This window comes from Pontimicrobium aquaticum, from assembly GCF_005047595.1.
Classification (GTDB): Bacteria; Bacteroidota; Bacteroidia; order Flavobacteriales; family Flavobacteriaceae; genus Pontimicrobium; species Pontimicrobium aquaticum.
The window spans coordinates 39647-52484 of sequence record NZ_SUPL01000004.1; the positions used below are offsets into that span (position 1 = coordinate 39647).

11 protein-coding genes are annotated in these 12838 nt (G+C 32.9%); 4 read left to right on the top strand and 7 right to left on the bottom strand.

What is annotated here, in order from left to right:
• Positions 1 to 92: 92 nt before the first annotated feature.
• Positions 93 to 518, top strand: a complete 426-nt coding sequence (locus tag E5167_RS07960; RefSeq protein ID WP_136842860.1) for a hypothetical protein — start codon at positions 93 to 95, stop codon at positions 516 to 518.
• Between the two features lie 106 nt (positions 519 to 624).
• Here E5167_RS07960 and E5167_RS07965 read toward each other — a convergent pair whose 3' ends face one another.
• The 5 genes from E5167_RS07965 to E5167_RS07985 are packed head-to-tail and all read right to left on the bottom strand — an operon-like array spanning position 625 to position 6767.
• Entirely contained in the window at positions 625 to 834 is a 210-nt protein-coding gene (locus E5167_RS07965) for a YgaP family membrane protein (RefSeq protein ID WP_136842862.1), read from the bottom strand.
• Between the two features lie 18 nt (positions 835 to 852).
• Positions 853 to 1158 (bottom strand): hypothetical protein, encoded by a 306-nt coding sequence (locus E5167_RS07970; RefSeq protein ID WP_136842864.1) that lies wholly within the window; start codon positions 1156 to 1158, stop codon positions 853 to 855.
• 2 nt (positions 1159 to 1160) lie between these two features.
• Complete coding sequence (locus E5167_RS07975) at positions 1161 to 4355, bottom strand: efflux RND transporter permease subunit (RefSeq protein WP_136842866.1); 3195 nt, start codon at positions 4353 to 4355, stop codon at positions 1161 to 1163.
• A 10-nt stretch (positions 4356 to 4365) separates the two neighbouring features.
• Positions 4366 to 5445, bottom strand: a complete 1080-nt coding sequence (locus E5167_RS07980; protein WP_136842868.1) for an efflux RND transporter periplasmic adaptor subunit — start codon at positions 5443 to 5445, stop codon at positions 4366 to 4368.
• An 8-nt stretch (positions 5446 to 5453) separates the two neighbouring features.
• Entirely contained in the window at positions 5454 to 6767 is a 1314-nt protein-coding gene (locus E5167_RS07985; protein WP_136842870.1) for a TolC family protein, read from the bottom strand.
• 232 nt (positions 6768 to 6999) lie between these two features.
• Between E5167_RS07985 and E5167_RS07990 the strand changes: the two genes are divergently transcribed.
• The 3 genes from E5167_RS07990 (at position 7000) to E5167_RS08000 (ending at position 11900) form a co-directional block, all read left to right on the top strand.
• Positions 7000 to 7854: an ATP cone domain-containing protein gene (locus tag E5167_RS07990; protein ID WP_136842872.1), complete on the top strand. Its 855-nt coding sequence runs from the start codon at positions 7000 to 7002 to the stop codon at positions 7852 to 7854.
• Entirely contained in the window at positions 7855 to 9228 is a 1374-nt protein-coding gene (locus tag E5167_RS07995; RefSeq protein ID WP_136842874.1) for an MBL fold metallo-hydrolase RNA specificity domain-containing protein, read from the top strand.
• Between the two features lie 95 nt (positions 9229 to 9323).
• Positions 9324 to 11900, top strand: coding sequence for a M14 family metallopeptidase (locus E5167_RS08000; RefSeq protein WP_136842876.1), 2577 nt, complete (start codon positions 9324 to 9326; stop codon positions 11898 to 11900).
• A 69-nt stretch (positions 11901 to 11969) separates the two neighbouring features.
• Here E5167_RS08000 and E5167_RS08005 read toward each other — a convergent pair whose 3' ends face one another.
• Both E5167_RS08005 and E5167_RS08010 read right to left on the bottom strand, forming a co-directional pair.
• Positions 11970 to 12500: a DsrE/DsrF/DrsH-like family protein gene (locus E5167_RS08005; RefSeq protein ID WP_136842878.1), complete on the bottom strand. Its 531-nt coding sequence runs from the start codon at positions 12498 to 12500 to the stop codon at positions 11970 to 11972.
• Between the two features lie 23 nt (positions 12501 to 12523).
• Positions 12524 to 12838 carry a TusE/DsrC/DsvC family sulfur relay protein gene (locus tag E5167_RS08010; protein ID WP_136842880.1) on the bottom strand — a complete coding sequence of 105 codons (315 nt, stop codon included), beginning with the start codon at positions 12836 to 12838 and terminating at the stop codon, positions 12524 to 12526.

The window sequence follows — 12838 nt, forward strand, 5'->3', positions numbered from 1 at the left end:
GCATTGTAAATAAAAAAAACCACTTACTTAAAGTTTGAATTAATCATAATCAGCAGTATTTTTGCAATATATTTAATGTAAATTAATTGAACATGAAAAAAGCCATCATCCTTTTAGCAGTATTAATAACAGTAGTCACATCTTGTAAAAATACAGAAAATGAGACCAAAGAGTTAACCCGTATGGAACGTGTTATTGCAGTTCATGATGAAGTAATGCCAAAAATGGGAACTATAGGCAGGCTTATTAGCCAGTTGGAACCAAAAGTAGACAGTACTGAGATAGGAATGCAATACAAAGCTGCAAAAGATGATTTAGAAGAAGCACATACTTATATGATGGATTGGATGAAAGGCTTTGGAGAGCGCTTTGATGGAGATGAAATATTAGAAGGTAAAACCTTAAGTAAAGAAAAAGAAGTTTTACTTATAGAAGAGGAAAAAAAAGTAAATATCATGAAAGACATGATTAATAATAGCATTACAAAAGCTGAAGCATTATTGAAAGAAGAAAACTAATAATGCAATTCCTTTTGATTAAAAAACTCAATCAACAACTAATAAAAAAACCCTTTAAAATTAATAAATTAAAGGGTTTTATGTTTTTAAAAAGCAGTGTTTAAGATTAATTTACCGAACAGCCAGATCCTTCTTTCTTCACACCTAATTTTACAAGAATAGTTTCTAACAAGCACCATTTTGTAAATGCTGACTGTATTAAGTTTACTCCTATAAAAACTGTAAACCACATCCAGTTAGGATGCACATAAACAGTTAGTACTACACTTAACAGTACCATAGTACCAACAATTGTTCTAAAATATGTATTTAGCATGATAATTATTTATTAAGGTTAAATATATTTTTCTATTGGAACAACAATCGCTTTCATAGGATTATTTGTCTCTAAATTTTCATTAAAAGCTTTAATCAATTCAAACAAAGCATCAATATGCTCGTCATCAGTAAATGAAAAAAACATACTCGATTCATTTCCTCCTTTTTCACTCGGAAACCAACTCGATGTTTTTAATACCGATGGAATGTTTTTATAACCATCAATATCCGAACTACTAAAACTCTCTATATTCGCTTTTTTGAAAAGTTTTAAAACTACATCTTGAAACTCTTCTACTACTGTTACAATTACTAATTTCATTTTTATTTATACTTTTTACGTTCAATCATATAATATACTAGTGGTACAACCAACAAGGTTAGTACAGTACTCACAATAGTTCCACCCATTAAAGAAATGGCTAACCCTTGAAATATTGGGTCAAATAAAATGACAAATGCTCCAATAACAACGGTTCCTGCTGTTAATAAAATTGGCGTCGTTCTAACGGCTCCAGCTTCTATTACTGCTTGCTTTAATGGTACGCCTTCGTCTAGACGTAAATTGACGAAGTCAATAAGTAAAACCGAATTTCTTACCATAATACCTGCTAATGCAATCATACCTATAAAGGATGTTGCTGTAAAGAAAGCACCCATAATCCAATGGCCTAATACAATACCTACCAACGAAAGCGGTATAGCTACCATCATTACAACTGGTGCTTTAAAGTTTTGAAACCAACCTACAATTAAAATGTAAATAATGATGATAACTCCTAAAAATGCAATTCCTAAATCTCTAAATACCTCAAGAGTAATTTGCCATTCACCATCCCATTTCACAGTATAATCGTCTTCAAACTCTGGTTGATTTATATATAACTCGTTCATAGAGTAACCTTCCGGAAGGTTAATTGCCTTTAGTTTTTCTTCCATACCTAAAATTGCATATACAGGACTTTCTAGGGCTCCAGCCATGTCTGCCAATACATACACAACTCGTTTCTGGTTTTTTCTATAAATGCTCTTAGCCTTAATGTTTTGCTGAATATCAACCAAGTCTGCAATTGGAACCATATTGCCTTGTTTCGAGACAACTTTTAATTGTGAAATATCTGTAATAGTCGATTTTTCCTTTTCATCTAAAGCTAAAATCAATCCAATTTGGTTAACAGCATCCTCATCATACAATGTTGTAATGGCTCTATTAGACATAGCCATATTCATGGTATATGCAATTTGCTGAGGTGCTACTCCATATAACATCGCTTTTTCCTTATTGATTACAAATTGGTATTCTATTTGGTTATCCTCAACCATCCAATCAATATCCACAACATCATCAGTGTTTTTTAAGATGTTTTGTACTTCATTAGCAACTTCTATTTGACTATTATAATCTGGACCATATATTTCAGCAACAATGGTTGATAATACTGGAGGTCCTGGAGGTACTTCTACCAATTTCACATTAGCGTTAAACTTATTTCCAATGGTTTGAATATCGTCACGCATTAATTTTACAATATCATGACTTTGAGCACTTCTATCATGTTTATCAGTAAGGTTTACTTGAATATCTGCCATATTACTTCCACCACGTAAATCGTAATGCCTTACAAGACCATTAAACGTAATTGGTGCTGACGTACCAATATAACTTTGATAGTTTACCACTTCTGGTCTTGTTGAGAGGTACTGTGCAATTTCCTTGGTAACAACTCCTGTTCTTTCAAGGGTGGTGCCTTCTGGCATATCTATGACTACTTGAAATTCATTTTTATTATCAAAAGGCAACATTTTTACAGCTACCGATTTTGTAAAAAACAAGCTCACAGAACCTATTAATAAAAGAAAGGTAATACCTAAAAATAACCAACGCTTAATTTTGTTTTCTATTAAAGGAGTTTCAAATTTTGAATAAATTTTGAAGATTAAGGTTTCTTCCATTGGTTTTTCAACCTTTTCCTTGGTTCCTTTTTTATCTTTTTCGCGAAGGAAAATATAACCTAAATATGGTGTAATAGTTAATGCTACAAATAACGATAATAACATTGCTATTGAGGCACCAATTGGCATCGGACTCATATAGGGTCCCATTAAACCGGATACAAAAGCCATTGGTAACACCGAAGCAATCACTGTAAAAGTTGCCAAAATGGTTGGATTCCCAACTTCGTTAATGGCATACAAAGCCGCTTGCTTAAATGGCAAGCGTTTCATTTTAAAATGTCGATGCATGTTTTCGGCAATAATAATGGAATCGTCAACCACAATACCTGTTACAAATACCAAAGCAAATAAGGTAATTCTGTTCAAGGTATAATCAAGCATGTAGTAGCTTAACAGTGTTAAGGCGAATGTAATTGGTACAGATAAAAATACGACCAAACCACCTCGCCAACCCATGGCAAGCATCACTACAAGTGTAACAGCTATAATGGCTCCTATAAGGTGCATTAACAATTCTGATACTTTTTGTGAGGCTGTCTCTCCATAATTTCTTGTAACTTCTACATGAACATCGTTAGGAATTAATGTCGTTTTTAAGTGCTCTACTTTGTCTAATATTACATCTGAAATCTTCATAGCATCTGCTCCCTTACGCTTTGCTACAGATATGGTTACTGCTGGATATTCAGAATTATAGGTTTGAGATTTTTCGCTTGCAGCTCCAAAACCTAATGACACATACTTATTTGGGATTTCTGGACCATCAATGATTTTAGCTATTTGCTTTAAATAAATAGGCTGATTTTGTTGTACACCAACTACTAAATTTTCTACATCTGTTATGGTTTCTAAAAATGTTCCTGTAGTTACTAGAAATTCAGTGTCATTTTTATCAAAACTCCCTGAGTTTAATTGAGCATTATTAGCTTTTATCATTTCTGCAACGGTAAGAAAATCTAAACCGCTAGAAGCTAATTTATCTTTATCTAAAACCACCCGCAATTGTCGGTTTCTACCTCCAATTTTGTTAGTTATAGATACATCATTAACTTTTTCTATCTCACTAATAAGCTCCTGAGCAATTTGATTAAGCTGAAAATCATCATAACTTTCACTCCAGAGTGTCAATCCTAACATTGGCACATCATCAATGGCACGTGTTTTTACTAATGGAAAAGTGACGCCTTGTGGCATAATATCCATGTGCTTATTAATCTCGTTGTATAACTTTACAAACGAGCGCTCAATGTCTTCACCTACATAAAACTGTACGATAACCATTCCCTGCTCTTTCATAGAGGTAGAATAGACATACTCAACACCTTTAATATTAGAAATTAGTTTTTCCAATGGCTTAATAACTCGAGACTCTACTTCTGTTGGGCTTGCTCCTGGATAACCTACAAAAATATCTGCCATAGGCACATCTATTTGTGGTTCTTCTTCTCGAGGAATTAAGAATGAACTATATACTCCAACAACCATAAATACAATCATTAAGAGCACTGTAAGCTTTGAGCTTATAAAACTCTTAGCTATTTTTCCTGCTAAACCTTCTTTCATAATTTTATAATTATTGAATAGTTATTTTTACACCATTATAGAGCTTTCCATCAGCTGAAACGATGTACGATTCATTGGCAGATAAGCCAGATAATACTTCGACTTGATCTCCATACGTTCTTCCTAATCGTAACCAACGTAGTAAGGCAGTATTACTTTGACTTACAGTATAAACTCCTGATAACTGACCATTAGTTACAATGGCTTCAGTTGAAATTAAAACCATTTCTGAAGCAGATGCATTCTCTACTGGAAACTGAACAGTTACAAACATGCCTGCTAAAACATTAGCTTCAGCTTCATCTAAATTTATTTTTACTAAATACTGTCCTCCAGTATGTTTTGCTGAAGTACTTATCTCTGATACCTTCCCTTTCAAGGTTTTATTAATTGACTTTACTAAAACATCAACAGTACTACCATTTTTAATTTCTGATATTTCGGTTTCTGGCACCATGGCTATAACTTCAAAATTTCTAGGGGACTCAACTGATAACAATGGTTGTCCTGGGTTAGCCATATCACCTTGCTTAACTGTTTTAGATGTAATTACACCAGAAAAAGGTGCTGTAATATTAGAATATGCAAATTGAGCATTAACTTCATTTTTCATTTGCTTAGCAGCTTCTAAACGTGCTTTTGCCATTTCGTAATTTGCAGTTATATCATCTAACTCTTTCTGTGAAGCACTGTTATCTGCAAACAAGTTTTTAAAACGGTTATAATCTTTTTGTGCATTATTAAATGCTGCGGTTGCTTCTGTAATACTTGCATTTACTTGAGCTTTTTTTGCTTGTAAATCGGCATTATTTATTGAAACCAAAAGTTGCCCTTTAGCTACCTTGTCACCTACATTTGCATGAACTTTGCTTACATAACCCATCATTCTAGTGCTTAAATCTGCACTATTTACAGATTGTATTTTACCACTAGCTGCTAAAAACGAATTATTTTTTACTTCAGATACTTTGTTTACCTGCACTTGTATAGCTGGCGAATTATCTGCATTTGATTTAGTCTCTTCTCCTCCACAATTAGTTAGCAGTAAAGACATTGTTATTAATGCTATTAAGTATGTATATTTTTTCATTGTAGTAATTATTCTTTAGTTAAAAATTGTAAGTATGCTTGTGTGAAATTATATTCAAAAATAGTTTGGTAATATTCTAGTTGCTTTTGTAAATATTGAGTTTCTGCCGATAACAAATCGGTTGTTTTTTCTAAACCTTCTTTGTATCTATTTGTTCTTATTCTTAGTGCTTCTTCTGATTGTTCTAAGGCAAGTTTTGTTAGATTTAATCTATTTTCAGCATCAGTCAACATGCGTTTTGCTTTGTTTAATTCTAATTGGTTTTTAGAGACATACTGCTGATATTGCAGTTTAGATTTTTCTAATTCAGCTTTACTCTTTTGTGCTTTCCCAAAGCGTTTAGTTCCATCTAAAATGTTCCAACTTAATTGTGCTCCAAAAACGTATCCACTAGCATCTCCTTGAAAAATTTGATCATCGTATAACTCGTAACTTCCAAAAGCATTTAGCCTAGGTAAAAACGACATTTTATCTGCTTTGTTCATAGCGTCATAAGCATTAGATGCTAATTGCATTGCTTTAATGTCTGAACGCTCTTCAGAAATTGTTTCTGAATTTATGTTATTAAAGCTCACTATTTGTAAACTATCTAATGGCTTATAGATAACCTTGTTTGAATCGTTCATTAAAAACGACAAATAATTTGATGCATTTTCCACATTACTTTTGGCTGATTGCAACTGGTTTTTAATATCACTAACTCTAACTTCAACAGACAAAACATCGGCTCTTTGCAAATACCCTTGTTTAAAGCTGTTATCTGCTAATTTCTTGTTTTCATTGGCAGTTTCTAAAGCTTTTTCTAGTACTTCAATGCCTTTATAGGCAAGCTGTAATTGCATGTATGCTTTTTCTACTTCAAGTGTATAATAATCTGAAGTTCTCTCTATTTGCAATGCCTGAGCTTCCATTTTAGACTTGGCAGCTTTACGTTGGTACATGCCATCTACATTAATTAATGGTTGTTGTATTTCAAATCGGGTTGCAAAATTTTCAACTTGGTTTGGATTGTTTAAAAGGTCTGGATTAAAATCAGATGGTGTTAAAATTTCCTGATTCAATTTAGAGCCAAAGGCCATTAATGGATTTGTAGTTGCCATAGCGGTATGACTTGCTGTTATGCTTGGTAAAAACACAGCATTGGTTTGCCTAAAGTCGGCTTTTGCTTTAAAATATTCCTGCTTAGAAATCTTTATTGAAATATTGTTTTCTGATACTTTTGATAAGACTTCTGCTTTTGAAATGGGTACTACCTCTTGTCCTTGTACAAGAAGCGATACCAATAAAAAACTTAAACTTAATATGTATGTATACTTTTTCATTAACTATAATTTTTAATACTGCAAATTTAGTTTCTCAATGGTATAGCTATAGTAACCATTGTTACCAAACAAGCGTAACAATAGTTACATAACTCTATAACAAAAAGTTGTAGAAAAGAGAAAGTAAAAACTGAATTGCATAACTGATATAAGTCATTTTATTATTGATTTTTATTAGGTTACTTCATAATTATTATATTTAGTCAAATAACTGGATTATTAAATAGTTGAAATGAAAAACAAAGATTTTGAAATAATGAAATCATCTGGTGAAAAAGTAAAATTTTCACTAGACAAACTAAGAGCATCACTTAAGCGTACAGGTGCCGACAAAGAGACTATTGATCAAATTATTGATAAGGTACGTGATGAATTATATCAAGGTATTTCAACAAAAGAAATATATAATAGAGCCTTTGCTTTGCTAAAGAAAAAGAAAAGCTATCTAGCCTCTAAATACAAATTAAAAAAAGCTATTTACGAATTAGGACCAACTGGCTTTCCGTTTGAAAGATTTATTAGTGCCATCTTGAAATATTCAGGTTACGACACCGAAGTGGGATCTATTATACAAGGTGAATGTGTAAAGCATGAAGTAGATGTCATTGCAACCAATAATGGAGAAACAACATTAATAGAATGCAAATTTCATAGTGAACAAGGTCTTAGCTGTAATGTAAAAATTCCGCTTTACATAAATTCTAGATATAATGATATAAAAGCATATTGGAATGGTGACAAAAAAACCAACTCTACATTAACTAAAGCTTGGGTTGTAACAAACACCAGATTTACTGAAGACGCTTTACAATATGGCAATTGTTGTGGCTTATACTTATTAAGTTGGGATTACCCTAAAAACTATAGCTTAAAAGAAAGAATCGATGCCTTAGGCTTATACCCAATTACCGTTTCAACACTACTTACAAACCGTGAAAAACAGTTTTTACTAAGTAGAGATGTTGTGTTGTGTAGAGAGCTACTTCAAGATAAATTTTATTTAGACCACTTAGGTGTTTCAGATATTAGAAAAGAAAAAATACTTCATGAAATATCACAACTTTGCACCTTACAAAACCAAAAATAAATGGAAAAACTTGCTAAAATACATTTTTTGGGAGCCTCAGGAATGGTTACTGGGTCCAAGTTTTTTATTGAAACTTCCGAGCAAAACATCTTAATTGACTGTGGTATGTTTCAAGGTTTAAAAGAACTAAGAGAACTTAATTGGAATGACCTACCAATAGATGTAGCATCTATCGATGTAATTTTATTAACTCATGGGCACTTGGATCATGTTGGTTATTTACCTCGCTTATTAAAACAAGGGTTTAATGGAAAAATTATTGGAACACCACCAACATTGGCTGTTGCTGAAATTATTTTGAAGGATAGTGCTAAAATTCATGAGGAAGAAGCCGAAAAAGCAAATAAAGAAAAATATACTAAGCACAACCCTGCACTTCCTTTTTACACAATTAAGGAAGCTGAAACTAGTGTTAAATTATTTGAGGTTTCCATAGAAGATAAATGGACCATTTTAACAGAGCATATTTCTTTTCGTTTCCAATACAATGGACATATTATTGGAGCCACATTTATTGAGTTAGATATTAATGGCAAACGCTTTGTATTTTCAGGAGATGTCGGTAGATGGGATGATTATCTACTTGACGACCCTAAAACACCAGAATGGGCAGATTTCCTGTTTATAGAAAGTACTTATGGTAATAAATTACATCCTGAAGAAAATGTTGAAGATTTATTAGCAGGAACTATTAATGGAATCATTCATAAAAAAGGTAATTTAATAATACCGAGTTTTGCAGTTGAGCGACTGCAAACCCTTATGTATATTCTATGGAAACTTTACAAAAAGAATAAAATTCCAAATATTCCAATTTTTATAGATAGTCCAATGGGAACAAATGTGCTTTCCATTTTTAAGCGCTTTCCAAAATGGCACAAATTGTCAAATACAGAATATAATGCTATGTGTAATCATGTAAACATTGTTCAATCATACAAGGAAACCTGGGAAACAATAGATGATAAAAGGTCTAAAATAGTCATTGCAGGCAGCGGAATGGTTACCGGAGGAAGAGTACTTACCTATTTACAACAACTAATAGATGAATCTTCAACAACAGTTATGTTAGTAGGCTATCAGGCCGAAGGTACTCGTGGAAGACAATTACTTGAGGGTGCACATGAAATTAAGTTTTTTGGCAAATACTATCCTGTTAAAGCCTCTATTAAACACATAGAAAGTCTTTCAGCACATGCTGATCAAGACGATTTAATAAAATGGATGAGCAACATTAAAAATATACCTGAAAAAGTGTATTTAGTACATGGTGAACCTTCTGCTTTAGACACTTTTAGAGTTAAAATAAAAGATGTTTTTAATTGGAATACTTGTATTCCAAAACTAAAAGATGTTGAAAACTTAATGATTTAATTCAATTAAAAACTATCATGTTAAAAGACTTAATTAGTAGCAAATAATTTCTAAATTTATGCTTTACATTAAGCATAACCATTTAAACCAACCTTATGAAGAATTTATTTCGTCTATTGTTTTGCCTTTTTTTCTTGGCAAACCTATCTCTTAATGCACAAATACCAAAGCCTTCTGATGTTTTTGGATTTGAAGTTGGCGCTGATTATAAGCTAGCCGATTACGATCAAATGCTAGAATATTACGAAAAACTAGCTGCCTCGACAGATCGAGTTCAAATGATTGATATAGGAAAATCAGTCATGGGACGTCCAATAAAACTACTATTTATTTCAAGTGAAGAAAACATAAAATCTCTCGAGAAATGGCGAACTATAAGTGAAAAACTATCTCGCGCAAGAATCTCACCAGAAGAAGCTAAAAAACTATCCTACGAAGGAAAAGCTATTGTTTGGTTTGATGGTGGTATGCATGCTACAGAGCGTGCTCATGCACAAATGACCTCGGAACTTATGTGGCGAATTGCTTCAGAAGAATCTGATGAAATGAAAAAAATTAGAGATAATGTTGTAACCTTAGTCGTACCAGTAATAAATCCGGATGGTGTGGATATTGTAGTAGATTGGTATAAGAAAAATCTAGGTACACCCTACGAAACTACTGGACCTCCAATACTTTATCAAAAGTACGTAGGACACGATAACAACAGAGATTGGTTCATGAATAATATGCCAGAAACCAAAGCTGCAACCACAGTTTTATACAATCAATGGTATCCACAAATAGTTCATAACCATCACCAAACATCGCCAGCTTGGGCTAGAATATTTTTACCACCTTTTAGAAGTCCTGTTAACCCAAATATTCATCCAGGTGTTACCACTGGAGTTAATCTTGTTGGTACAGCTATGGCAAATAGATTTGCTATGAAAAAAATGCCTGGAGTAATCTCAGGCACCTCTTTTAGTATGTTTTGGAATGGAGGTATGAGAACAACTCCTTATTATCATAATCAAATAGGAATTTTAACAGAAGTTGCTCACGCTACACCTACACCACGTTTTTACGATCCAAAGAAAAAACCTAAAAATGTTGGTGGAAAACCATCTAATGGTACCGAAATATTTTATCCGTACCCTTGGGAAGGAGGTGAATCCCACTTTAGAGATGCTGTAGATTATATGCTAACTGCGTCTATGGCTGTATTAGATTTAGCTGCTGACAAGAAAGATGAGTTTTTATACAACATCTACGATATGGGAAAAGATGCCATAGAAAATACAGATGAAGCATTTGCTTACATCATCCCAAAAGACCAATGGAATCCTAGTGAAGCAATTAATCTTACAAATATTTTAATGCAAGGTGGTCTTGAAGCTCATAAAGCAACTTCTGGTTTTAGTGTTGGTGAAAAAAATTATGAAGCTGGTTCAATAATTCTTTATGGAGCTCAGGCGTTTAGACCTTACCTAACAGATTTGATGGAAAAGCAAAATTATCCAGATCAATTTTTATATCCAGGCGGACCACCACAACCTCCATACGATTTAGCAGGTTGGACTTTGCCAATGCAAATGGGAGTAACAGTTGATAGAGTTAATGAATCATTTAACACCAATACAACTCCAATCACGTCTAAACTAAGCTATGATGAGGGTTCTGTAAATGGTAGTGGTAGTTTTATGTTTTCTAATAAAGATAACTTAAGTGCACTAGCTATAAACAGGCTTCAAAAAGCTGGTTATAAAGTTTCTCAATTAAAGACAGATTATAACAATTATTCAGCTGGTTCATTTCTTGTTAGTGGAAAAAAGAGTTTAAAAAATGACCTTACAAAGCTTAGTAAAGAACTAGGACTCGATTTTGAAGGTGTAACTAATGTAGATAAATCAAAATTTAAAGAACTAAATAAAGTTAAAGTAGGACTTTACAAGTCTTGGCAAGCTAATATGGATGAAGGCTGGACTAGATGGGTTTTAGAGCAATTTGAGTTTGATATTGATACATTACATAATAAAGACATAAAAAATGGAAAACTATCGCAATACAGTGCTATTATTTTCCCTTCACAAAGTTCAAACGGTATTTTACATGGGTATCGCGAAAACTCTATGCCTAAAAAATTTACTGGAGGCATTGGTTTAGATGGAATGGCAAAAATAGACCAATATGCTAAATCTGGTGGTGCTGTTATTTTCTTTGATTCGGCAAGTGATTTAGCTATAGAACAATTAGGACTTCCTGTACGTAATGTTATCTCTAATTTATCGTCAAGTAACTTTTTTATTCCTGGCTCACTAATTAGAATGAAAGTTGATACAAAAAATCCATTAGCTTATGGTATGATGGATGAAGTTGCAGCTTCCTTTAACCGAAGTCGTGCATTTCAAAAAGTAACACAACGTAAATCAGGCGAAGGTGGAGTCGAAAATATTGCTGATGCTCCTGAAGCTAATGTTATTGAAGTTGCTAAATATGCCGATAAAGATTTATTAATGAGTGGCTGGGCAATGGGTGAAGATCGTTATTTAAAAAACAAGAGTGCTATGATGCATATTCCTCATGGTACTGGTGACATTGTATTGTTTGGTTTCAGACCTCAATTTAGAGGGCAACCAAGAGGCACCTATAAATTAATTTTTAACTCTATTTATATGGGAGCTGAAAAATAAGCATTCATAAAGTCCATAAAAAAAACCGATATTAAACATATCGGTTTTTTTTATGCTTTAGTATAACTACTATGTAAAAATAATTTGTGTTCTATCACCATCACATAATTCATAAAATTGTCCAATAGTGATTATGTCTTCTACTTCATCAGATAAATCTTTTTTCTCTAGTTTAAACATATCTATAGCTAATTTACATGCGTAAATAGTACCTCCACCAGCTGTAATCATTTCTAAAAACTCTTCTACTGGAGGCATATCTAGCTCCTCCATTTGTTTACGCATCATGCCAGAAACTGCAGTTTCAACTCCTGGTAAACCACCAAGCATGGTTGGGAATGGAAGTCCACCTGGCATTCTCATAGCTGGATTACCTATTGTTGCAGTATGCAAATGATTCATTTGTTTTTTGGTTATACCATCAAGACCAAAGAAAGTAAAGAATACATTGGTTTCTATTCCTTCCATTACTGCACCATTAGCCATAACTAATGTTGCATAAACATCTTCCAAACTACCTTTAGCACATATTATACATACTTTTTCCAAAGGTTTTTTCTCTACTATTTCTTTTTTTGTATTTGCCTCTTGTGTTTCCATTTTTAATTTTTTTTTATAATTAATTATATACAGCTCGTTGGCTTAGGTATCCCTGCTATTTTTGATGAGAATTTTAAAGGCCCCTTTGGAAACAATTGATATAATTCTTTTATAGTAACAATACCTGATTTTCCTACTTTTCTAATTGTTAAAGCCTCTTTTGCAGCAGCTTTTTCGCGTAAATAGTTTATAACTTCAAAATGCTTATCGGTTAATTCAATACCAATTTCGTCAGCTATTTCATGTGCAATCTCTTTGTTCCATTGAGACATATCTTCTAAGTATCCGTCTTCTGAAACGTTTACTTCTACCTGTGTTTTACAAAATGTTTTAATCAT